Source organism: Trueperaceae bacterium, from assembly GCA_036381035.1.
Taxonomy (GTDB): domain Bacteria; phylum Deinococcota; class Deinococci; order Deinococcales; family Trueperaceae; genus DASRWD01.
This window is the reverse complement of sequence record DASVDQ010000024.1, coordinates 1-22,682: the sequence shown is the minus strand read 5'-3', so window position 1 is coordinate 22,682 and position 22,682 is coordinate 1. Positions and strand designations below refer to the sequence as shown.

The window sequence follows — 22,682 nt, the reverse complement described above, 5'->3', positions numbered from 1 at the left end:
GGCGGCCGCTCACGGTACGCTGGGGGCGATGCTGCCCCTGCGCCCGCGGGCCGGAGAGCCGTGCCCCGCGTAACCACCGCGTACGTCTGCACCGAGTGCGGGGCGAAGAGCCCCATGCCCCTCGGCAGGTGCCCGCGCTGCGGCACCTGGGGCAGCGTCGTCGAGGAGTCCCCGCCCGCCGTCCGGAACAGCGCGCGCGCACGCGCGGCCGAGAGCGTCGACCTCCTGGGCGTCGACGGCGCCGCGCCCACGCGCTTCCCCTCCGGCGACGACGAGGTCGACAGGGTGCTGGGGGGCGGGATCGTGTCAGGGTCCGCGGTGCTCCTCACGGGCGAGCCGGGCATAGGCAAGTCGACGCTGCTCCTGCAGCTCGCCGCCTCCGCGGCGGCGCGGGGCGACGACGTGCTCTACGTGGCCGGCGAGGAGTCGCCGCTGCAGGTGCGCCTGCGCGCCGACCGCATCGGCGTCGGGGCGGGCCTCAGGCTCACGCGGCAGACGTTCGCGCCCGCCGTCGCCGCGTACCTGGCGGAGAGGCGCCCCCGCCTGGCCATCGTCGACTCGATCCAGACCCTCACCCACGAGGAGGGCGCGGTGCCGGGCAGCGTGTCGCAGGTCCGGGACGCCACGGCGCTGCTCGTCTCGGCGGCCAAGGAGGCCGGCACGGCGTTGGTCCTCATCGGCCACGTCACCAAGCAGGGCACCGTCGCCGGGCCGAAGGTCGTCGAGCACATGGTCGACGCGACCCTCACGCTCGAGTCGGCGGGCGACATGCGCGTGCTGCGCTCCTCCAAGAACCGCTTCGGCGCCACGGGCGAGGTCGGCGTGTTCGAGATGACGCAGGGCGGCCTGGTGGCGGTGCCGAACCCCTCTGCCGCGTTCCTCGCCGAGCGGCCCGTGGGCGCGCCCGGCTCCGTCGTCGCGGCGGTGCTGGAGGGCCAGCGTCCCCTGCTCCTGGAGGTCCAGGCCCTGGCCTCGAAGAGCCCCTACCCGGCGCCGCGCCGCGTGGTGCAGGGCCTCGACCAGCGCCGCGTCGACGTCGTGCTGGCCGTGCTGGAGCGCCGGCTCGGCCTGCCGCTCGAGGGGCTCGACGTCTACGTGAACGTCGCCGGCGGCCTGCGCGTGACCGACCCCGGCACGGACCTCGCCGTGGCCGTCGCCACTTACTCCGCCGTGACGAACAGGCCGGTCGACGAGGGCACCGCCCTGGTGGGCGAGGTCGGGCTCGCCGGCGAGCTGCGCAGCGTCTCCCAGCTCGGCCGGCGCGTGCAGGAGGCGTCGCGCTCCGGCTTCGGCCGCGTGATCGGCCCGCGCTCGTCCGAGGCCGTCGTCGGCGTCGGCACGCTGCGGGAGGCGCTGACGGCCGTGTGGGGCGAGGGGTGAGGCTCCGTGCGGGGTGAGGGGTGAACCGCACCGCGATGGGCGGCGAGGGGACGGCCCCCGAGGCCGCCGATGGGCGCGCCGAGCGTCCGGCGCCCGAGGAGCGCTTCGGCGCCGGCCTCGCCAGCGGCCTCTTCACGCTCGCCGGCGGCGTCGCCGGCTACCTCCTCAGCGTCTGGCTCCTCGAGCCGCGCGGCCTCCTGGCCGGTCCCAACAACCTCTTCTACGTGACCGTCGTCGGCGCCCTCAGCGCCTACCTCCTGACCCGCGGGCTGGCCAAGCGCGCCGGCAGGCTGTGGTCGCGCGCGATGCATAGGGTCTCCTCCGTCGGCCCCGACGCCGTGGTCGCGGGCCTGGTGGGCGCCACGGTGGGCCTGGTGCTGACGATCCTCGTGAACAGCGTCCTGGCCGAGGTGCCCGGCTTCACCTGGTACTGGTCGATCCTGATCGCGCTGCTGGCGGTGACGAGCTGCGGCGGCTTCTTCGTCGCCAACCGCCGCGTCCTGCCCGGCCTGCGCACCGCCGCGGCCGCCGCCGGGCGGTCGGAGCTGCCCTGGCACGACAAGGTGCTCGACTCCTCGGCCCTCATCGACGGGCGCGTGGTGGAGGTGGCCGAGGCGAACTTCCTCGACGGGCGCCTGCTCGTGCCGCAGTTCGTGCTGGCCGAGCTGCAGCGCCTCGCCGACGCCGACGACCCGCTCAGGCGCCAGCGCGGTCGGCGGGGGCTCGAGGTCGTCGACAGGCTCGTGGGCCACGGACGCGTGTCGGCGGAGGTCGTGACCGTGGAGGGCGACGACCCGAAGGACCCCGTCGACGCCCGCCTCGTGCGGTTCTGCCTGCAGGAGGGCAAGGACCTCGTCACCACCGACCACAACCTGAGCCGCGTCGCGGCGCTGCAGGGCGTCAGGGTCCTCAACGTCAACCAGCTCGCGAACGGCGTCAAGGTCACCTACATGCCGGGCGAGCGCCTGTCGCTGAACGTCGTCAAGCAGGGGCGCGAGGCGGGTCAGGGGCTCGCCTACCTCGAGGACGGCACGATGGTCGTCGTCGAGGACGCCGCCGAGCTCGTCGGCCGCAGCGTCGACGCCGTCGTGACCTCGAGCCTGCAGACGAACATGGGGCGGATGATCTTCGCCCGCCTCGCCGCGGACGAGTAGCGCGGTGGCGCCCGCCGTCCGCCCGGTCGGGGCCGGGCCCGGCGACCCCCCCGGGGTGGTCCCGCGGGTATGCTGAGGCCCTCGGCAGCGCGTTGACAGCCCCTGGCGCCGGCACTAAGCTCGGCTCTGCGGCTGCGGCGGCGCGAGGTCGCCGCCGCGCGCCGACGTTCGGGGCCTTAGCTCAGTTGGGAGAGCGTTCGCTTTGCAAGCGAAAAGTCGCCGGTTCGAGTCCGGCAGGCTCCACCACCAGGGCCAGTGGCGCGACCGTTGTCCGCTCAGGGGCGAAAGTCCTGAGCGGCGGCGGTCGCGCCCCATGCTAGATTGGGCATCGCTTTGTCGACGGGCGCGCCACTTCGGCCGCTCCGGACGCGACGACATCTCAGCGCCAACCGCTGTCTGCGACCGATCCGAGGAGGTAGTCCCCCGAGCATGATGTCGACCACGCCGTGCCCGCACGTGTACGCCGGCGACGCCTCTCACCGACGCGCGAGCCTGGCCCGGCCAGGCGCGTGCACGCCGGGGGGCTGAGCCATGCCGCAGCTCTACCCGCCTTCGGCCAACGCGCTGGTGCGTTGGTCGGTCATCGGCGGCGGCGTCTTCGTCGTCCTGCTGGTGTCGGCGCTGGTGTTCTTCGCGCGGACGACCAACAACCGCGTCGGCGTGCCCGTAGCGCAGCCCGTCGACTTCCCGCACAACACGCACGTCGTGACGGTCGGCCTCGACTGCCGCTACTGCCACTCGACGGTCGAGACCTCCAACACGGCCTCGATCCCCTCGACGGAGACGTGCATGACCTGCCACTCGCAGATCCGCACCAACACCCCGCAGCTCCGGGCCGTGTTCGAGAGCTGGGAGTCCGGCCAGCCGATCGAGTGGAACAGGGTGCACGACCTGGCCGACTTCGTCTACTTCGACCACAGCGTGCACGTGAACAACGGCGTCGGCTGCTCCAGCTGCCACGGACGGGTCGACCAGATGCGGACCGCCGTCAAGGCCGAGGCCATGACCATGGGCTGGTGCCTCGAGTGCCACCGCGACCCGGCGACGCAGCTCAGGCCGCGCAGCGAGGTCTTCAACATGGACTACAGGTTCCCGTCAGAGCCCGAGGTGCAGAGGGCCATAGGCAACGAGCTCATCGAGGCCTACCACATCGACACCGACAGGCTCATCCAATGCTCGACGTGCCACCGATGAACGCCGGCGGCGAGGGCGACCGCCGCGACTTCGCCCAGCTGAGGGAGCGCCTCGCCTCGCAGCAAGGCCCCGCCTACTGGCGCTCCTTGGGCGAGCTGGCCGAGACCGACGAGTTCAGGGAGTTCCTGAACAAGGAGTTCCCGCGCCAGGCGGCGCCGCTGGAGCAGGGGCTCGACCGCCGCGACTTCCTCAAGCTGCTGGGCGCCAGCATGGCGCTGGCGGGCCTCTCCGCCTGCGCCAGGCCGCCGCTGCCCGAGGAGAAGATCGTCCCCTACGTCAGGGGACCGGCCGAGGTCACGCCGGGCAAGCCGCTCTTCTACGCCACGGCCGTCACCTACGGCGGCTACGCCGAGGGGGTGCTGGCCGAGAGCCACCAGGGCCGGCCGACGAAGCTCGAGGGCAACCCCGACCACCCGGCCAGCCGCGGCGCCACCGGCGCCACGACGCAGGCCGAGGTGCTCTCGCTCTACGACCCCGACCGCTCGGCCGTCGTGCGCGAGCGCGGCGAGGAGCGCACCTGGGACGACTTCGTGGCCGCGCTCGGCGCGGCCACGCGGGGCCTCTCCGGCGGCCAGCGGCTGGCGGTGCTCACCGAGCACGTCACGTCGCCCACGCTCGCGGCGCAGCTCGAGCAGGTGCTGGCCGCGTTCCCCGGCGCGACCTGGCACCAGTGGGACCCGCTGCACCCCGACAACGAGGTCGCCGGCGCGCGGCTGGCGTTCGGCGCCGACGTCAGGCCCGTCTACGACCTGACCAGGGCGGACGTCATCGTCTCGCTCGGCGCCGACTTCCTCGACCGCGGGCCGGGCCGCCTCGCCTACGCCCGTGACTTCGCCCAGCGCCGGCGCGCGCTCGCCGCCGACGCGGCGATGAACCGCCTCTACCAGCTCGAGAGCTCCCCGTCGCCGACCGGCGTCGTCGCCGACCACCGCGTGGCCCTCAAGCCCTCGGAGATCGCCGCGGCGGCCGCCGTGCTGGCCTCCCGGCTCGGCGTCGCGTCCCCCGCGGCCGAGGCCCCCGCGGCGCTGCCGGCGGCGGTCCTCGACGCGATGGTCTCCGACCTGCAGGCGGCGCAGGGGGCGTCCGTCGTCATCGCCGGAGCCGAGCAGCCCCCCGTCGTGCACGCGCTGGCCGCCGCCATCAACGCGGCGCTGGGCGCCGTGGGCACGACGGTCACGTACGTGGAGAGCCCCTCGGCGCGGCCCGCCGTGCACGCCGAGGAGATCGCGTCCCTCACCGAGTCGATGCGCGCCGGCGAGGTCGGCGCGCTGCTGGTGCTCGGCGCCAACCCCGTCTACACGGCGCCGGCCGACCTGGGCTTCGCCGAGGCGCTCGGGTCGGTGCCGTTCAGCGCCCACGTGGGCCTCTACCACGACGAGACCGGCCGCGCCTGCACCTGGCACGTGCCGCAGGCCCACTTCCTCGAGACGTGGGGCGACGCCCGCGCCTACGACGGCACCGTCACGATCCAGCAGCCGCTGATCCTGCCCTTCTACGGCGGCAAGAGCCACCACGAGGTGCTCGCCGCGCTGCTCGGCCAGCCCGGCGCCACGGCCTACGACGTCGTGCGCGGGTACTGGGAGGGCCGCGTGAGCGGCGACTTCGAGACCTTCTGGCGCGAGAGCGTCTTCCGCGGCGTCGTGGCCGGCACGGCGGCGCCGCCGGTGCAGGTCACGCCGGCCGACGTGACCGAGCCGCTGCCGGCGGGCGGCGAGCTGGAGCTGGCCCTGTGCCACGACAGCGGCGTCCTCGACGGGCGCCTGGCGAACAACGGCTGGCTGCAGGAGCTGCCGCGGCCGATCTCGAAGCTCACCTGGGACAACGCCGCGCTCATGGCCCCGCGCACGGCCGAGCGCCTGGGCGTCGACACCGGGCACGTCGTGAGGCTCACCGTCGACGGGCGCACGCTCGACGCGCCCGTGCTGGTGCAGCCGGGCCAGGCCGACGGCGCGGTGACCCTCGCCCTCGGCTACGGGCGCACGGCGGCCGGCAGCGTCGCCGCCGGCGTGGGCGTGAACGCCTACGTCCTGCGCACGACGTCGGCCCCTTACGCGGCGCCGGTGGAGGTCTCGCCCACCGGCGGGCGCCACCGCCTCGTCACGACGCAGGACCACCAGGCCCTCGAGGGCACTGGCGAGCGGCGCCACATCGTGCGCGCCGGCACGCTGGCGCAGTTCCGCGAGGAGCCCGAGCACCCGTCGTTCGCGCACCCCGTCGAGCATCACGAGGCCGACCTCTACCCCGACTACGCCTACGAGGGCTACAAGTGGGGGATGGTCATCGACCAGACGGTGTGCACCGGCTGCAACGCCTGCGTCGTGGCCTGCCAGGCCGAGAACAACGTGCCTATCGTCGGCAAGGACCAGGTGGCCGTGGGGCGCGAGATGCACTGGCTGCGCGTGGACTCCTACTACGCCGGCTCGCTCGACGACCCCCGGTTCTTCGCCCAGCCGATGCCGTGCCAGCAGTGCGAGAAGGCCCCGTGCGAGCCGGTCTGCCCCGTGGGCGCCACGGTCCACGACTCCGAGGGCCTCAACGTGATGGTCTACAACCGCTGCGTGGGCACGCGCTACTGCTCGAACAACTGCCCCTACAAGGTCAGGCGCTTCAACTTCCTGCAGTACGCCGAGCTCGACGCGACGGCGACGCCGCTGTCGCTGGCCAACAACCCCGACGTGACGGTGCGCAGCCGCGGCGTTATGGAGAAGTGCACCTACTGCGTCCAGCGCATCGCCAAGGCCCGGATCGAGGCCGCCAACGAGGACAGGCGCATCGCCGACCTCGAGGTCGTCACGGCCTGCCAGGCGGCGTGCCCGACGCAGGCGATCGTCTTCGGCGACCTCAACCTCGCGGGCAGTGCCGTCAACGAGCTGAAGGCCTCGCCGCTGAACTACACGCTGCTCGAGGAGCTGCAGACGCACCCGCGCACCAGCTACCTCGCCAAGCTCACGAACCCGAACCCCGCCCTCGAAGGGAGCGCGTGATGGCCGTAGCTACGGGCAAGCGGCCGTTCGTCGAGACGAACCGCGTCATCGGCCCCGGCCAGAGCTTCGGGACGATCGACGACACCGTCCTCACACCGGTGCTCTTGGACGTCCAGCGGACGCCGCGCTGGTGGTGGATCGGCTTCGGCATCTCGGCCGCGTTCCTGGCGATGTACCTGGTGTCGGTGGTCGTGCTCATCACGACCGGCGTGGGCATCTTCGGGAACAACATCCCCGTCGCCTGGGCGATGCCGATCATCAACTTCGTGTGGTGGATCGGCATCGGTCACGCCGGGACGCTGATCTCGGCGGCCCTGCTGCTGTTCAGGCAGCCGTGGCGGACGACCATCAACAGGTTCGCCGAGGCCATGACGATCTTCGCGGTCGTCTGCGCCGGCCTCTACCCGATCCTCCACCTCGGCCGTCCGTGGGTCTTCTACTGGCTGCTGCCCTACCCGAACACCTTCGGGCTGTTCCCGCAGTTCCGCAGCCCGCTCGACTGGGACCTCTTCGCGATCGGCACCTACGCCAGCGTCTCGGTGCTGTTCTGGTACATCGGACTGATCCCCGACCTGGCCAGCCTGCGCGACCGCGCCCCCACGCCGTTCCAGCGCGTCCTCTACTCGGTCCTCTGCCTCGGCTGGACCGGCTCGGCGAAGGAGTGGCAGCGCTACCAGCGCGCCTACCTCCTGATCGCGGCGCTCTCGTTCCCCCTGGTGCTGTCCGTGCACAGCACGATCGCCATGGACTTCGCCGTGGCGCAGCTCCCCGGGTGGAACAACACGATCATGCCGCCCTACTTCGTCGCAGGCGCCGTGTTCGCCGGCTTCGCGATGGTGCTGATCCTCGCCGTGCCGCTGAGGCGCGCGTTCGGACTCGAGAACCTCATCACGCTGCGCCACCTCGACAACTCGGCGAAGCTGATGCTCGCCACGGGCATGATCGTCGTGTACGGGTACCTGATCGAGATCTTCACGGCCTGGTACTCGGGAGTCGAGTTCGAGCGCTACATGATCTTCAACCGCCTCTTCGGCGACCACGCCCAGTTCTTCTGGGCGCTGATCCTGTGCAACTTCGTGGCGATCCAGCCGCTGTGGTTCCGGCGCGTGAGGCAGAGTCCCCTGGCGCTGTTCGTGATCTCGATCATCGTCTCGGTCGGCATGTGGCTCGAGCGCTTCGTGATCATCGTCGTGTCCCTGACCAAGGACTTCCTGCCGTCCTCGTGGGCCGACTACATCAGCACCTTCTGGGACTGGTCGCTCTACCTGGGCAGCCTGGGCCTCTTCTCCACGCTGTTCTTCCTGTTCATCAGGCTGCTGCCCTCGATCGCCACGGCCGAGACCAAGGAGACCGCTCACCACTACGAGCATGAGAAGGTCGACCCCTTCGAGGACGTCAGGGAGCGGTACTACGCGGAGGTGAACGCGTGAGCACGCACCCCGTGGAGGAGGCGCGCCGCGCCGGCACCGTCGCCGGCGGCCTGCACGGTGTCGCCGCGCAGTTCGGCACCGTCGACGACGTCATGCGCGCCGCCGAGCGCGTGCGGGCGGCCGGCTACACCAAGGCCGACGCCTACACGCCCTTCCCCATAGAGGGCCTCGACGAGGCGCTGGGCATGAAGCAGACGCGCCTCGGCTGGATCGTGCTGGCCGTCGGCGTCCTCGGCGGCCTGGGCGGCTTCTTCATGCAGTGGTGGGCCAACGTCGAGTACTACCCGCTGGTGATCGGCGGGAAGCCGTTCAACAGCTGGCCGAACTGGATCGTCATCATGTACGAGCTCACGATCCTGACCTCGGCGTTCACCGCGGGGCTGTTCATGATCTTCCGCAACGGGCTACCGCGTGCCTACCACCCGATGTTCAACGCGCCCGGCTTCGAGAAGGCCAGCCGCGACAAGTTCTTCATCTGCATCGAGAGCTCCGACCCGCGCTTCGACCTGCGCCGCACGACGGCGTTCCTCGAGAGCCTCGGTCCCGAGCGCGTCGTGGAGGTGGAGGCGTGAGCCGGACGGCGAGCCGGCGCGCCCTGCGCCACGCCGCGGCGCTCCTCGCCGCGGCCCTCCTCCTCTCCGCCTGCGGGCGCAACATGTACGACCAGCCCAAGGTCGAGCCGTTCGAGGCCTCGCGGTTCTTCGCGGACGGCTCCGGCATGCGCGAGCCCGTGCCGAACACCGTCTCGCGCCAGTTCGGCGCCCTCGACCCCTCGTACCTCACGGGCCAGGGCGCGGACGGCCTCCTCACCGAGCTGCCCGTCCCCCTGACCGTCGAGCTCCTGGAGCGCGGGCACGTGCGCTACGACGTCTACTGCTCGCCGTGCCACGACTACGACGGACGCGGCACCGGCGCTGTCGTCCGGCGCGGGTTCCCGCAGCCGCCCTCGTTCGTCGACGAGCCGCGGCTCCTCGCCGCCCCGGTCGGCTACTTCTACAACGCCATCACCAACGGCTTCGGACGGATGTTCCCCTACGCCTCGCGCGTGTCGGTCGAGGACCGCTGGGCGATCGCCGCCTACGTGAAGGCGCTGCAGCTATCGCAGAACGCCGACCCCGCCGACATCCCCGAGGGCGCCGAGGTCCTCCTGCCGACAGCGGAGGCAGCCAGATGAGCTTGAGCGCACACGAAGGCCAGGTACGTCCCACGCTCCACCTCGCGCCGCCGGCCACCGACAGGCTGCAGGTGACGGCGCTGGGCGTCGGCGTCATAGCGATCGTCGGCGCGGCGGTGCTCGCGCTCTTCGGCGACGCGCAGTTCTTCCAGTCGTACCTGATGTCGTACCTGTTCTGGCTCGGCCTGTCGCTCGGCTGCCTCGTCCTGCTCTTCACCCAGCACCTGGCCGGCGGGCCCTGGGGCTCGCTCGTCGCCAGGCCGCTGGAGTCGGCCGCCACGCTGGTGCCGCTCATGGCGCTGCTGTTCGTGCCGGTGCTCCTCGGCATGAACGAGCTCTTCCCCTGGACCCACGCCGAGTACCTCGCCGAGCAGCCCACGGTCGCGGCGAAGACCGAGTACCTCAACGTGCCGTGGTTCGTCGTCAGGGCGGTCGTCTACTTCGCCGTGTGGACGGGCGCGGCGCTGCTCTACCGGCGCGCCTCGCTGCGTCAGGACGAGGACCCCGAGCGCGGCGGCACCCTCGGCTACCGGCTGCGCAGCGTGTCTGGCATGTGGTTCGTCTTCTACGTGCTGACGATGACGTTCGCCGGCGTCGACTGGGCGATGTCGCTGACGCCCACCTGGTTCTCCGGCATCTACCCGGTGATCCTCATGGCCAGCCAGGCGATCACCGCGATCTCGTTCGTGATCCTCGTCGTCTCGTGGCTCGCCGACCGCAACCCGACCGTCGACGCCCTGCTCACGCCCCGGCGGCTGCAGGACCTCGGGAACTTCCTGCTGGCGTTCACGATGTTCTGGGCCTACACGCAGGTCTCGCAGCTCATCATCCAGTGGTCGAACAACGTCGTCGAGACCGCGAGCTGGTACGTGGTGCGCTTCGGCCCCGGCTGGATCGGCCTGGCCGCGTGGCTGCTCTTCTTCGGCTTCTTCGCGCCGTTCTTCGTGCTGTTCTCGCGCTGGGTGAAGCGCAAGCGGCGAGCGCTCTCGGTCGTGGCCGTGTGGGCGATCCTGTCGCAGGCGCTGAACTACTTCTGGTTCATCGCCCCCGCGTTCGGCCGCGAGGGCTTCGCCCTGACGCTCTCCGACGTCCTCGTCTTCATCGGGATCGGCGGCATCTGGCTGGCGGCCTTCGCGCGCCAGCTCGCGAGCCGCCAGGTCCTGCCGGCGAACGACCCGCGCCTGGTCGCCGCCGTCTCGGAGCATCATGGCTGACGACAACGTCCCCGAGTTCCAGCCCGTGAGGCAGTACCTGGTCTCGGAGGGCCAGGTGCGCGCCGCCTTCGTCCTCTCGTTCGTCGGGATGGTGGGTCTCCTCCTGCTCCTGCTCGTCCTGGCCACGGCGCGCCCGCGTGCCCGCCCCCAGGCGCTCGACGGCCAGGAGTTCCGCGCCGGCCTGCAGGCGGCGACCTCACGCCTCGAGGGCTACGAGGTCTACGATGACGGACGCGCCAGGCTCGACATCGACCGCGCGATCGAGCTCGTCGCCCAGCGCGGCGTGCAGGACCCTGGCATCGTCCCGCCCGGCCAGGCGCCGGCGGGCGCGCAGGGCGGCCAGGCCGGCGGCGAGGCCGGCGCGGCGGGCGCCGCCGAGCAGGTCGACGGCGCGGCCGCGTTCGCGACCTGCGCCGGCTGCCACCAGGCGAACGCGCAGGGCCTCCCCGGCCTGTTCCCGCCGCTGGCGGGCCACGCCGGCGAGCTCTACCAGGCCAGCCGCGACTACCCCGTCCACGTGGTGCTGTTCGGCCTCATGGGCCAGATCGAGGTGGACGGCACCGCCTACAACGGCGTCATGCCGTCGCACACCCACCTGCCCGACGCCGAGATCGCGGCGATCCTCAACCACGTGATGACCTCGTTCGGGAACGAGGACGTCGTGGAGTCGTTCGAGCCCTACACGGCCGAGGAGGTCGCGGAGCAGCGCGGCCTGGCACTGAGCTCGGCCGACGTCTACGCGGAGCGCCAGGAGCTCGGGCTGGAGTGACGGCCCGGGTCTTCGTCACGAGGAGGCTCCCCGCCGCCGGCCTCGCGCCCCTGCGCGAGGCCGGTCTCGTCGTCGAGGTGCACGACTCCGACGAGGCGATCCCGCGCGAGGAGCTGCTGCGCCGCGCCGCGGGCGCCTCGGCTCTGATCACGCTGGTGTCGGAGCGGGTCGACGACGAGCTGCTCGACGCCGCCGGGCCTGCCCTGCGCGTCGTCGCCAACTACGCCGTGGGGTACGACAACGTGGACGTGGCGGCCTGCGCCCGTCGCGGCGTGGCGGTCGCGAACACGCCAGACGTCCTGACCGAGGCCACCGCCGACCTCGCCTTCGCCCTGCTCCTCGCCGCCGCGCGCCGCCTCGTCGAGGGCGACGCGCTGGTGCGCGGGGGCCGGTGGACGGGCTGGCAGCCTGGCCAGCTCCTCGGCGTGCCCGTGGCCGGCGCGACGCTGGGCCTCGTGGGCATGGGGCGCATCGGCTCGGCGGTCGCCCGGCGCGCCCGCGGCTTCGGCATGCGGGTCCTCTACCACAACCGCCGGCGCGACGCGGCCGCCGAGGACGAGCTGGGGGTCACCTACGCCGCGCTCGACGACCTGCTGCGGGAGAGCGACCTCGTCAGCCTGCACGTGCCCCTCACGGCGGAGACGAGGCACCTGATCGGCGCCCGCGAGCTGGCGCTGATGAAGGAGACCGCGGTCCTGGTGAACACCTCGCGCGGACCCGTCGTCGACGAGGCCGCCCTGGCCGAGGCGCTGAGAGCGGGACGGCCGTTCGCCGCCGGCCTCGACGTGTTCGAGCGCGAGCCGGCCGTCGAACCAGCCCTGCTGGAGCTGCCGAACGTCGTCCTCGCGCCGCACATCGGGTCCGCCACCGTGGCGGCCCGCACGGAGATGGCGCTGCTCTGCGCGCGGGCCGTGGTCGACGTCCTGGCCGGACGTACGCCGCCGAACCTCGTGCGCCCGTGAGGGCGACGCCGGCGCCGTCCCCGGCCTGAGCCGAGGACCCCCTGCGGGCCGGACCTCCGGCGCCGCCTGCCGGCGGCTCAGACGTCGAGCTGCGCCAGGTGGGCGTTCTCCTCGATGAACCGGCGACGCGGCGGGACGTCGGTGCCCATCAGCGTCTCGAACACCTCGGAGGCCTCGAGCGCGTCGTCGTTCGTGACGCGCTTGAGCACGCGCGTCTCGGGGTTCATCGTCGTCTCCCAGAGCTGCTCGGGGTTCATCTCGCCCAGGCCCTTGAAGCGCTGGATCTCGTAGCTCTTGCCCTTGTGCTGCTTCAGGAGCTGCTGCAGGGCGGACTCGTCGTAGACGTAGGTCATGTCCTTCTGCCTGCCGAAGCGCACGCCGTAGAGGGGCGGCTGGGCGATGTAGAGGTAGCCGGCGTCGATCAGCGGCCGCATGTAGCGGTAGAAGAACGTCAGCAGCAGGGTCCTGATGTGGGAGCCGTCGTGGTCGGCGTCCGTCATGATGATGATGCGGTGGTAGCGCACCTCGTCGAGGTTGAAGTGCGCGTCGTCCCCCGTGCCCTCCATGCCGGCGCCGATGGCGGCGACCATCGCCCTGATCTCGGCGTTCTTGAGGATCTTCCCGAGGTTCGCCTTCTCGACGTTGAGGATCTTGCCGCGCAGCGGCAGGATCGCCTGGAAGCGGCGCTCGCGCCCCTGCTTCGCCGAGCCGCCCGCCGAGTCGCCCTCGACGATGTAGAGCTCCGAGACGGCCGGGTCCTGCGACTGGCAGTCGGCCAGCTTGCCCGGCAGGTCGTCGTTCTCGAGCGGGTTCGCGCGGCGCACGAGGTCGCGGGCCTTGCGGGCGGCCTCGCGGGCGCGCGCCGCCTGCGCGGCCTTCTCGACGATGGACTTGCCGGCGCGCGGGTGCTCCTCGAGGAACTCGGTGAGCTTCTCGTAGACGACCGAGTTGACCGCCGACTGCGCCTCGGGGTTCAGCAGCTTCACCTTGGCCTGCGACTCGAACTGCGGGTCGGGGAGCTTCACCGAGATCACGGCGGCGATGCCCTCGAGGAAGTCGTCGCCCGTGGGGGCCGGGTCGCCCTTCTTGAGCAGGCTCTTGGCCTTGGCGTAGCTGTTCAGCGCCCGCGTGTAAGCGGCCTTGAAGCCGGTGAGGTGCGTGCCGCCGTCGCGGTTCGTGATCATGTTCGCGTAGGTGAGGACCGTCTGCCCGTAGCCGGACGTGTGCACCATGCCGACCTGCACGTCGATCGTCTGCGGGCCGCGGTCGGTGTCGACCGTGGCGGTGCCCGCCAGCGCGATGGCCTTGTCGTAGAGCGGCTTGGCGTCCTTCGCCAGCGCCTCGGCGAACGCCGCGACGCCGCCCTTCTCGTGGAAGACCTCGCGCTTGACCTCGGCGCCGCGCCGGTCCTCGAGCACGATCTTCACGCCGCCGGTGAGGAACGACAGCTCCCGCAGGCGGCGGCGCACCCTGGCGTACTCGAAGCCGTCGATGCCCTTGAAGATGTCGTGGTTCGGGAGGAACGTGACGGTGGACCCGCGGGCGCCCCTCGGCACCTTGCCCACCACGCTGAGCGGCTCGACGACCTCGCCGTTCGCGAAGGCGATGCGGTAGAGCTGGCCCTTGAGCCTGACCTCGGCCTCGAAGCGCTTGGAGAGGGCGTTGACGACCGAGGAGCCGACGCCGTGCAGGCCGCCCGAGACCTTGTAGGCCCCGTTGTCGAACTTGCCGCCGGCGTGCAGCTCGGTGAAGATCACCTCGATGGCCGGCCTCTTCTCGGCCTCCATGATGTCGACGGGGATGCCGCGGCCGTTGTCGACGACCGTGGCCGAGCCGTCGGCGTTGAGGTAGACCTCGACGGTGTCGGCCTCGCCGGCGAGGGCCTCGTCGATGGCGTTGTCGATGATCTCGGTGAGGAGCTGGTGGTAGCCGTCGACGCCCGTGCCGCCCTGCACGTACATCGCGGGCCGCTTGCGGACGCCTTCGAGGCCCCGCAGGACCTTGATGTCTTGCGCCGTGTAAGAGCTCAACCTGACCTCCGGGGACGCCCGCCCTGCCGGCCGCCCCAAACAGCTGATTCTACCCCTTCAGGGGCCCCCGGGTCAAACGGTTTTCTCCGTCCTGGACGGCGCAAAAGCCCGGAACGAAGGGCCTTGCGCCCGGCGCTGGGCCCCCGCCCACGGGTCCGCCGGGACGCTCAGGCCCTGACCTCGCCGCTGCCGTCCACCACGTACTTGTAGGTGACCAGCTCGGCCAGGCCCATCGGCCCCCTGGCGTGGAGCTTCTGCGTGCTGATGCCGATCTCGGCGCCGAAGCCGAACTCGAAGCCGTCGTTGAAGCGCGTCGAGGCGTTCACGAACACGGCGGCGGCGTCGACCTCCCGCCTGAAGCGCTCGGCGCTCGCCAGCGAGCGCGTCACGATGGCCTCGCTGTGCCTGGTGCCGTAGGTCGCGATGTGCTCCAGCGCCTCGTCGAGCGAGCGCACGACCCTCACGGCGAGCACGAGGTCCAGGTACTCGGTCTCCCAGTCGGCCTCCGTGGCCGGCGCGGCGTAGGGCACCAGCGCGCGCGTGCGCTCGCAGCCGCGCAGCTCGACGCCGGCTTCCGCGAGCGCGGCGGCCAGGCCGGGCAGCAGAGCGGCGGCCTCGGCCTCGTGCACGAGCAGCGTCTCGGCGGCGTTGCACACGCCCGGCCGCTGCGTCTTCGCGTTCAGCACGATGCGGCTGGCCATCGCGAGGTCGGCGCCCGCGTCGACGTAGACGTGGCAGTTGCCCACGCCCGTCTCGATGACCGGCACCGTGGCGTTCTCGACGACGTGCCTGATCAGGCCCGCTCCGCCGCGGGGGATCACGAGGTCGACGAGGCCGTTCGCGCGCAAGAGCTCGGTCACCAGCTCCCTGTCCGGGGAGTCGACGAGCTGCACGGCGTCCTCGGGCAGCCCGGCGCCGGCGAGCGACCGCCGCAGGCTCGCCGCCAGCGCCCTGTTGCTCCTGAGGGCGCTCGACGAGCCGCGCAGCACGGCGGCGCTCCCGGCCTTGAGGGCCAGGGCCGCGGCGTCGACGGTGACGTTGGGCCGCGACTCGTAGACCATGGCGATCACCCCGAACGGCACCGTCACCTTCGTGACGCGCGGTCCGGCCGCCAGGCTCCAGCCGTCCAGGACGCGCCCGAGCGGGTCGGGCAGGTCGGCGACCTGTTCGCAGGCCCGCGCCATCGCCGCCAGGCGGGCGGGCGTCAGGGCCAGCCTGTCGACCTGGGGCTCCGGCATGCCGGACGCGCGGGCGGCGCGCACGTCCTCCTCGTTCGCCGCCAGGATCGACGCGGCGTCGCGGGAGAGGCCCTCCGCCATGGCGCGGAGCCCGGCGTCGCGGTCGGCGGCGGGCAGCGCGCGCGACGCGGCGCGTGCGGCCAGGAGCTGGGGTCGGAGCGCCAGCGTGAGGCTCATCGGTGGAGTATACGGGCGGTCCGCGCGGCACGCGGGCGGCGCCGCACTTAGACTGCCCTCATGCCAGTCGACGTCTCCTCACCCCGTGAAGGCACCTACGCCGCCGTCACCGGCGCCGCCGGCGCCGTCGGCCCGCACCTCGCCGCGGCGCTGGCCCGCCGCGGCTGGCCCGTCGCCCTCGTGGCCGGTCAGGACAGCGCCGAGGCCGCCAGGGAGGCCGTGCTCGCCCTCGAGCCCGCGGCCAGGCTCGGCTACGCGGGCGTCGACCTGCGCGACGAGGCGGCCACGCGGCGCCAGTTCGAGGCCTTCGACCGCGCCGTGGGCTCGTGCGCGGTGCTGCTCAACGCCGTCGGCGGCTTCGCGGCCGCCCCGGCCCACGAGGCCGACCTGGCGGCCGTGAGGGCGCTGCTCGACGAGAACCTCACGACCGTGGTGAACGCCACCCGCGCCGTCCTCCCCGGCATGATCGCGCGGGGCGAGGGCTTCGTGCTCGCCTTCGGCGCGGGGTCCGCGCTCCAGCCGGCCCCCGGGCGGACCGCGTACGCGGCCGCCAAGTCGGCGCTCGCGGGCTACTTCAGGTCGCTGGCCGCCGAGCTCGTCGGCACCGGCGTCCACGCCGCCGTCCTCCACCCCATGGGCACCATCGACACGCCGGCGAACCGCGCGGCGATGCCCGGCGCCGACACCTCGCGCTGGATCCCCGTGCAGCGCCTGGTGGACGCCGCCCTCTACCTCGCGGCGAACCCGGGGGTGCGCGAGCTCGAGGTGCACGGCGGCGCGTGACGGGCTTCGAGCGGCGCGTCGCGTCGGCGCCGCGGTGGACATGGGCGCCGCCTTGCGGGTAAGCTGACTGCTTGGTCAGCGCGCGGCCCGACGCGCCGCGCCTCGGAGGACAGATGAAGCTTGCAGCCGAGAAGCGCGGCGAGGGCGGCCTGGGCGAGCTCAGGCGCAGCGGCCGACTGCCCGCCGTCGTCTACAACAAGGACCTCAACGTGCCGGTGAGCGTCGACGAGCGCTCGTTCGACAAGGCGTTCCGCGCCGTCGGCAGCTCCAGCCTCATCGACCTCGAGGTCGACGGCGAGGTGCACAGCGTCCTCGTCAAGCAGGTGCAGATGGACAAGCGGCGCCGGAAGCCGATGCACGTCGACTTCTACGCCGTCAGCGCCGACGAGCCCGTCGTGGTGCACGTGCCCATCGAGTTCGTCGGCAGCGCGGTCGGCGTCCGCGCGGGCGGGCAGCTCGACGTGCAGCGACGCGAGGTCACGATCTCGGTGCTGCCGCGGTACATCCCGAACCACGTCGAGGTCGACGTGAGCGCCCTCGAGGTCGGCGACTCGCTCCACGTCGGCGACCTGGTCGCGAACCTGCCTTCCGAGGCGCACGTCCTCGACGACCTCGAGCTCGCGATCGTCGCGGTGGTGCCGCCGCGCGTGACGGCCGAGGAGGTCGAGGCCGAGGCCGAGGCCGCCGAGCCCGAGGTCGTGGGCCGCGAGGAAGAAGAAGGCGAGGAGCCCTCCGGCGACGAGGAGTGACGGTGGAGGTGGTCGTCGGGCTCGGGAACCCCGGGCCCCGGTACGAGGGAACCCGGCACAACGCCGGGTTCCTCGTCGTTGACGAGCTCGCGCGCCGCTGGGGCGGGAGGTTCCGCCGGGAGGGCCGCGGCGAAGCGGCGCGCGACGAGGCCCGCGTGGCCCTGCCCGGCGAGCCCGCTCGCTCCACGCAGGTCCTCCTCGTCAAGCCGCAGAGCTACATGAACCTCTCCGGGACGCCGGTGCAGGCCGTGCTGGCGCGCGCCCGCACCTCGCCCGAGCACCTGCTCGTCGTGCACGACGATGTCGACCTGCCGCTCGGCCGGCTGCGCTTCAAGCGCGGGGGCGGCGCGGGCGGCCAGAAGGGCGTCGCCGACGTGATCGCCAAGCTGGGCCCCGCCTTCCTGCGGCTGAAGGTGGGCGTCTCCCGTCCGCCGACCGGCTGGGCGACGGAGTCCTGGGTCCTGTCGCGGTTCCAGGAGGGCGAGCGCGCGGTCCTCGAGCGCGTGGTGGACGCGGCGGCCGACGCCGTCGAGGCGCTCTACCGCGACGGGCTCGAGGCGGCGATGAACCGCACCAACGGCCTCGACCTGACGGCGCCGGTCGCCGAGGGCTGAGCCGGCGCCGGACTAGCAGGTCCCTGCTCGCTCCGCGCGGACGCCCGAGCCTCACGGCGCGGGCGCCGGGAGCGTCTCAGTTGACCATCTTGGTGCGCCGCGACTGGAAGTCCTGCAGGACGTAGCGGCCGATCGTGTGCGGCGTCGTGAAGTAGGCCTTGCCGCGGGTCATGGCGCTGACGCGCCTCACGAAGGCGATGAGCTCCGGGTCGCGCGCGAGCATGAACGTGTTGACCTGGATGCCGTGACGTCGGCAGTTGCCCACCTCCCGCAGCGTCTCCCCCAGCACCAGGGGGTCGAGCCCGTAGGCGTTCCGGTAGACGCGTCCGTCGGGGAGCGTGATCGCCGAGGGCTTGCCGTCTGTGATCATGATGATCTGCTTCATGTCCTTGCTCTCGCGCTTGAGGATCTTCTGCGCGAGCCTCAGGCCCTCGGCCGTGTTCGTGTGGTACGGCCCCACCTGCGCGGCCGCGAGCTCGGAGAGGGGGATCTCCTCGGCCGAGTTGTGGAACAGGACGTAGTGGATCGAGTCGCCGCTGTACTGCGTGCGGATCAGGTGGGCGAGGGCCAGCGCGACGCGCTTGGCCGGCGTGAAGCGGTCCTCGCCGTAGAGGATCATCGAGTGGCTGCAGTCGAGCATCACGACCGTCGCCGCCGACGAGCGGTACTCGGCCTGCATGACGAAGAGGTCTTCCTCCTCGAGCCTCAGGCGGCCCAGCCCGTGCCTGGCCGCGTGCTTGAGGGTCTCGGAGACGTCGAGGTTGAGGCTGTCGCCGAACTCGTACCGCTTCGACTCGCCCACGGCCTCGACGCCGGCGGCCGTGAAGCGGGTGTCGTGGCTGCCGACGGACGACCTCCCGGCCGCGCCGAGCAGGTCGCGCAGGGTGCGGTAGCCGAGGAAGTCGATGGCCTTGTCGGTGAGCTGGAACTGGGACCGCCCCGGCACCTCGCCGCCGTGGCCCGGTCCCGGCGCCTCGCGCTCGCCGGGCTCGGTGCCCTCGGGGCGGATGAAGCCCTCGTCGGCCAGCCGCTTGGCGAGCTGCTTGACCACGCGGCCCATCTCCGAGTCGAGCCAGTCCTCGGCCTCCATGGCCTGGCGGATCATCTCCTCCGAGACGAGGTCTTCCTGGATCAGCGCCTCGGCGATGGCCTCGTAGAGGTCCTCCATGGTGGGGCGCCAGTCCGGGTCGGGGTCGAACGGGTCGCGGTCGAAGCCCGACTGCAGCAGCCTGTCCGCGAGCATCCGCATGAGGTCGGAGGGCTCGAGGTCCTCGAGCGTCGCCTCGTACTTCGAGTACCTGACGGTGGGCACGCCTGGCCTCAGTTCCAGCGGGCCCGCGGCGCGGCCGACGCGGCGGTGTCGAGGTCGGCCGCGGTGTAGCCGCGCTCCTCGCTGCGGGAGATCAGCTTCCTGGCGTAGAGCCCCTCGAGCACGAACTCGGCGGCGACAGCCACCTCGTCGGCCGCGCCGCCGGGGGCGAGCGCCCTGGCGGCGTCGAGCAGGCCGGGCACCGCCGCGAACACCTCGAGGAGGTCCGCGGTCCTCACCTGGTCGGGCACGCGGAGCTGGTTGTCGGCCTCGAAGTGGGCGACGACGTCGTCGGTGTCGAGCGACGTGGCGTGACGGCCGAACGCCTGCCCGATGGCGCGGCGCACGATGTCGCGGGCCACGGCCTCGGCGCCCTTGAGCTCGCCCTCGTACTCGAGCTCGAGCTTGCCCGTGACGGCCGGCAAGGCGGCGTAGAGGTCGCTGACGCGCGCGATGGGGCGGTCCTCGCCCAGCGTGAGCGCACGCCGCTCCGCGTTCGAGACGACGTTCTCGAGCAGGCTGATGGGCAGGCGCTGGGAGACGCCTGAGTGCTTGTCGACGCGGGAGTCGTCGCGCGCCTGGAACGCCACCTCCTCGACGGCCTGGGCCACGAAGGCGGGCACGTGCACGGGGCTCTCGCCGTCGCGCGCGAGCCAGGCCTCCTGCCGGGTGATCGCCATGCCCTCCTCGAGCGTGCGCGGGTAGTGGGTCCTGATCTCGCTGCCGATGCGGTCCTTGAGCGGCGTGATGATCTTGCCCCTGGCCGTGTAGTCCTCGGGGTTGGCGCTGAAGACGAGCAGGACGTCGAGCGGCAGGCGCACGGGGTAGCCCTTGATCTGGACGTCGCCCTCCTGCATGACGTTGAACAGCGCGACCTGCACCTTGCCGGCGAGGTCGGGCAGCTCGTTCATCGCGAAGATCCCGCGGTTGGCGCGCGGCAGCAGGCCGTAGTGCACGGCGCGCTCGTCGCCGAGGGAGGTGCCGAGCCGGGCGGCCTTGATGGGGTCGATGTCGCCGATGATGTCGGCGACCGTGGCGTCGGGCGTGGCGAGCTTCTCGAGGTAGCGGTGGTCGCGCGGCAGCCAGGCGACGGGCGTGGCCTCGCCGCACTCCTCGACGATGGCGCGCCCCTGCGCGCTGATGGGGGCGAACGGGTCGTCGTGCAGCTCCGTGCCGGCGACGTAGGGGATCTCCTCGTCGAGCAGCTCGACGAGCTGCCTCAGGATGCGGGTCTTGGCCTGCCCGCGCAGGCCGAGGAGGATGAAGTTGTGGCGCGAGAGGATCGCGTTGACGACCGCGGGCGTGACCGTCTCGTCGTAGCCGAGCACGCCGGGGAACAGGTCCTCGCCGGCGCGCAGCTTGCGGATCAGGTTGGCCCTGAGCTCGTCCTTGACGCTGCGGCCGGCCAGCCGCTCCCAACGCGTGCCGCGCAGCTCGGCGAGCACCGTGGGACGCCCGCTCTCCGGGCGCTTCGTGTGGGCGGCGAAGTCTTCCATTGCCGGATGCTAGCACCGGCTTCTGGCACCGCAGTTAGAGGCATGGACGCGGGCCGAGCGGTCCTCGGCCGCTCCCCAGGAGCCAGGGTCGGCGCGCGGGGCGATGCGACGCCGCCCGTCGGCGCCCCGAGCGCGCGGGCGAGGCGGCCGAAGAAAAGGACCCTGCGTGGGGGGCGCAGGGTCAAAGAGGAGATGGTGGAGGGTTCATCCCTCCGTAGGCGCTGGGGTGAGCGCCCATCTCGGTCCCGGGGGTGGGGACCGAACGGATTCTACTACACCCGCGGGGGTACCATCGTCTCTCGTGGCTACCCACGGAGCCGAGGGCGAGACCCCCGTCGAGCGCGCGGAGCTGATCAGCGTCGGGACCGAGCTCCTGCTCGGCGAGATCGTCGACACGAACAGCGCCTACCTGGCCAGCGACCTCGCGCGCCGCGGCGTCGACGTCCTCTGGTCGGCCCGCGTCGGCGACAACAGGGGGCGGATCGAGCACCTCGTCGCGCAGGGCCTCTCCCGCAGCGACCTCGTCGTCCTCTGCGGCGGCCTCGGGCCCACCGACGACGACCTCACCCGGGACGCCGTCGCCGCCGTGGTGGGCGAGGAGCAGTACCTGGACGACGGCCTCGTCGCCTGGCTGCGCGAGCACTTCGCCGCCACCGGCCGGACGATGCCGGAGCGGAACCTGCAGCAGGCGCGCGTGATCCCGTCGGCCGAGGTGCTGCCGAACGCGATCGGCACGGCCCCGGGCTGGCTCGTGCGCACGCACGGGGGCGGCAGGACCCGCTACGTCGTGACGCTGCCCGGCCCGCCGCGCGAGCTCACGCGCATGTGGGAGGAGCAGGCGGTGCCGCGGCTGCCCTTCCCCGCGGCCAGCATCTTCACCCGCACCTACAAGACGAACGGCCTCGGGGAGTCGCTGGTGGCCGAGCGCCTCGGCGACCTGACGCAGGGCGCGAACCCCAGCGTCGCGACCTACGCCAAGCGCGACGGCGTGCACGTGCGCGTCGCGGCGAAGGCGGCCAGCGCCGACGCGGCGGAGGAGCTCGCGCGGCCCGCGATGGCGGCGGTCGAGCGCGCGCTTCAGGGCAGCGTCTGGGGCGTCGACGGCGACGAGATGGCGTCGGTGGTGCTGCGCCGCCTCGCCGAGCGGGGTCTCACGCTGGCGGTCGCCGAGGGCGCCAGCGGCGGCCTGCTCACCGAGCTCCTCGAGGAGGCCCTCGACGCCCAGCACCGCGGCGGCCGCCTCGAGTCCGGCGCCCCGGGCGGAGGCGAGGCCGTGGCCGCCGGGGACGAGGAGCGCGCGGGCCCCGGACATGGGGCGCTGGCGGGCTCCGTGGTAGCATGGCGACCGGAAACCATGCGAACGCTGCTCCCCCACCTCACGGCGCTGCAGCGCCTCCCGGCCGGCCTCCACGCCGGTGCCGCCGAGGTCGTCGCTGCCGTGGCCGCGGCGGTGAGGGCGCTGTTCGCCGCGGACGTCGGGATCGCCATCGGCTACCCCTACCTGGCGCACGCCACGGCTGGCCAGGGCGGCGCGTCGGCCGGCGCTGCCGACGTCCATGCACCACCCAGCGAGGACGAGATCGAACCGGGCACGGTCGGCGGGAGGCGCCGACCCCAGTTGCGCCTAGAGATCGCACTTTCCGACGGCGACAGAACGACCTCCCAGACCTTGAGCCTGCCGCCCTTGGGACGCGGCTGGGCTCGGGAGCGGTCGGCCTTCACCGGTCTGAACCTCCTCCTGCGGTCGGTGCTGCGCTGACCTAGGCCCGCGCCCCGCGGCGCGGCGGGCCCAGGAAGGCGCGTCCGGACCGCCATCACGGCGGCCCCGGCCGGACGGAGGGCTGTGCCGCCATGAACCAGGACCGGAGGAAGGCTCTCGAGACAGCCGTCTCTCAGATCGAGAGGCAGTTCGGTAAGGGCGCGATCATGCGTCTGGGGGCGGAGCCCGCGCAGGTGCTGGGCGCGGGGGTGATCAGCACCGGCAGCCTGTCGGTGGACCTGGCGTTGGGCGTGGGCGGCCTGCCC

Annotated in this window: 19 protein-coding genes and 1 tRNA gene; 16 read left to right on the top strand and 4 right to left on the bottom strand. The window is 72.6% G+C overall.

Features of this window, described 5'->3' with window-relative positions; all coding sequences use genetic code 11:
* The first annotated feature begins 60 nt into the window (after positions 1–60).
* The 11 genes from radA to VF202_03245 all read left to right on the top strand — a co-directional run bounded on the left by radA (position 61) and on the right by VF202_03245 (position 12,261).
* Positions 61–1,380 (top strand): DNA repair protein RadA, encoded by a 1,320-nt coding sequence (gene radA, locus VF202_03295; protein ID HEX7039121.1) that lies wholly within the window; start codon positions 61–63, stop codon positions 1,378–1,380.
* Between the two features lie 20 nt (positions 1,381–1,400).
* Positions 1,401–2,534, top strand: a complete 1,134-nt coding sequence (locus VF202_03290; protein HEX7039120.1) for a PIN domain-containing protein — start codon at positions 1,401–1,403, stop codon at positions 2,532–2,534.
* Positions 2,535–2,704: 170 nt separating this feature from the next.
* Positions 2,705–2,780, top strand: a tRNA-Ala gene (locus VF202_03285).
* 285 nt (positions 2,781–3,065) lie between these two features.
* On the top strand, positions 3,066–3,728 hold the full coding sequence (locus VF202_03280) for a cytochrome c3 family protein (GenBank protein HEX7039119.1): 663 nt from the start codon (positions 3,066–3,068) through the stop codon (positions 3,726–3,728).
* Positions 3,707–6,712, top strand: a complete 3,006-nt coding sequence (locus tag VF202_03275) for a TAT-variant-translocated molybdopterin oxidoreductase (GenBank protein ID HEX7039118.1) — start codon at positions 3,707–3,709, stop codon at positions 6,710–6,712. Before VF202_03280 ends, VF202_03275 begins: the two co-directional genes overlap by 22 nt.
* Positions 6,712–8,142: an NrfD/PsrC family molybdoenzyme membrane anchor subunit gene (nrfD, locus tag VF202_03270; protein ID HEX7039117.1), complete on the top strand. Its 1,431-nt coding sequence runs from the start codon at positions 6,712–6,714 to the stop codon at positions 8,140–8,142. Before VF202_03275 ends, nrfD begins: the two co-directional genes overlap by 1 nt.
* A complete protein-coding gene (locus VF202_03265) occupies positions 8,139–8,714 on the top strand; it encodes a DUF3341 domain-containing protein (protein HEX7039116.1) in 576 nt (191 codons plus the stop codon). Before nrfD ends, VF202_03265 begins: the two co-directional genes overlap by 4 nt.
* The gene (locus VF202_03260; protein HEX7039115.1) at positions 8,711–9,316 is read left to right on the top strand and encodes a cytochrome c; all 606 of its coding nucleotides are present in this window, start codon (positions 8,711–8,713) and stop codon (positions 9,314–9,316) included. The genes VF202_03265 and VF202_03260 overlap by 4 nt, the downstream gene beginning before the upstream one ends.
* A complete protein-coding gene (locus VF202_03255) occupies positions 9,313–10,530 on the top strand; it encodes a hypothetical protein (GenBank protein HEX7039114.1) in 1,218 nt (405 codons plus the stop codon). Before VF202_03260 ends, VF202_03255 begins: the two co-directional genes overlap by 4 nt.
* On the top strand, positions 10,523–11,299 hold the full coding sequence (locus tag VF202_03250; GenBank protein ID HEX7039113.1) for a cytochrome c: 777 nt from the start codon (positions 10,523–10,525) through the stop codon (positions 11,297–11,299). The genes VF202_03255 and VF202_03250 overlap by 8 nt, the downstream gene beginning before the upstream one ends.
* Complete coding sequence (locus tag VF202_03245) at positions 11,296–12,261, top strand: D-glycerate dehydrogenase (protein ID HEX7039112.1); 966 nt, start codon at positions 11,296–11,298, stop codon at positions 12,259–12,261. Before VF202_03250 ends, VF202_03245 begins: the two co-directional genes overlap by 4 nt.
* Positions 12,262–12,338: 77 nt before the next feature.
* Here VF202_03245 and VF202_03240 read toward each other — a convergent pair whose 3' ends face one another.
* Together VF202_03240 and VF202_03235 are read right to left on the bottom strand one after the other, a co-directional pair.
* Entirely contained in the window at positions 12,339–14,291 is a 1,953-nt protein-coding gene (locus VF202_03240) for a DNA topoisomerase subunit B (GenBank protein HEX7039111.1), read from the bottom strand.
* Positions 14,292–14,458: 167 nt separating this feature from the next.
* The gene (locus VF202_03235) at positions 14,459–15,706 is read right to left on the bottom strand and encodes a glutamate-5-semialdehyde dehydrogenase (GenBank protein HEX7039110.1); all 1,248 of its coding nucleotides are present in this window, start codon (positions 15,704–15,706) and stop codon (positions 14,459–14,461) included.
* A gap of 60 nt (positions 15,707–15,766) precedes the next feature.
* Between VF202_03235 and VF202_03230 the strand changes: the two genes are divergently transcribed.
* The 3 genes from VF202_03230 to pth all read left to right on the top strand — a co-directional run bounded on the left by VF202_03230 (position 15,767) and on the right by pth (position 17,852).
* A complete protein-coding gene (locus tag VF202_03230) occupies positions 15,767–16,489 on the top strand; it encodes an SDR family NAD(P)-dependent oxidoreductase (protein ID HEX7039109.1) in 723 nt (240 codons plus the stop codon).
* A 113-nt stretch (positions 16,490–16,602) separates the two neighbouring features.
* On the top strand, positions 16,603–17,238 hold the full coding sequence (locus VF202_03225; GenBank protein ID HEX7039108.1) for a 50S ribosomal protein L25: 636 nt from the start codon (positions 16,603–16,605) through the stop codon (positions 17,236–17,238).
* 2 nt (positions 17,239–17,240) lie between these two features.
* Positions 17,241–17,852, top strand: coding sequence for an aminoacyl-tRNA hydrolase (gene pth / locus VF202_03220; protein HEX7039107.1), 612 nt, complete (start codon positions 17,241–17,243; stop codon positions 17,850–17,852).
* 76 nt (positions 17,853–17,928) lie between these two features.
* Here the strand turns inward: pth and VF202_03215 are convergent, their stop codons facing one another.
* Together VF202_03215 and VF202_03210 are read right to left on the bottom strand one after the other, a co-directional pair.
* Positions 17,929–19,164 carry a VWA domain-containing protein gene (locus VF202_03215; protein HEX7039106.1) on the bottom strand — a complete coding sequence of 412 codons (1,236 nt, stop codon included), beginning with the start codon at positions 19,162–19,164 and terminating at the stop codon, positions 17,929–17,931.
* A gap of 8 nt (positions 19,165–19,172) precedes the next feature.
* Positions 19,173–20,657 carry a sigma 54-interacting transcriptional regulator gene (locus VF202_03210; protein ID HEX7039105.1) on the bottom strand — a complete coding sequence of 495 codons (1,485 nt, stop codon included), beginning with the start codon at positions 20,655–20,657 and terminating at the stop codon, positions 19,173–19,175.
* A 301-nt stretch (positions 20,658–20,958) separates the two neighbouring features.
* Here VF202_03210 and VF202_03205 point away from each other — a divergent pair, with 301 nt between their 5' ends.
* Both VF202_03205 and VF202_03200 read left to right on the top strand, forming a co-directional pair.
* Positions 20,959–22,416, top strand: a complete 1,458-nt coding sequence (locus tag VF202_03205; GenBank protein ID HEX7039104.1) for a CinA family nicotinamide mononucleotide deamidase-related protein — start codon at positions 20,959–20,961, stop codon at positions 22,414–22,416.
* A gap of 92 nt (positions 22,417–22,508) precedes the next feature.
* On the top strand, positions 22,509–22,682 hold a 174-nt coding region (locus tag VF202_03200), incomplete at its 3' end, for a DNA recombination/repair protein RecA (protein HEX7039103.1).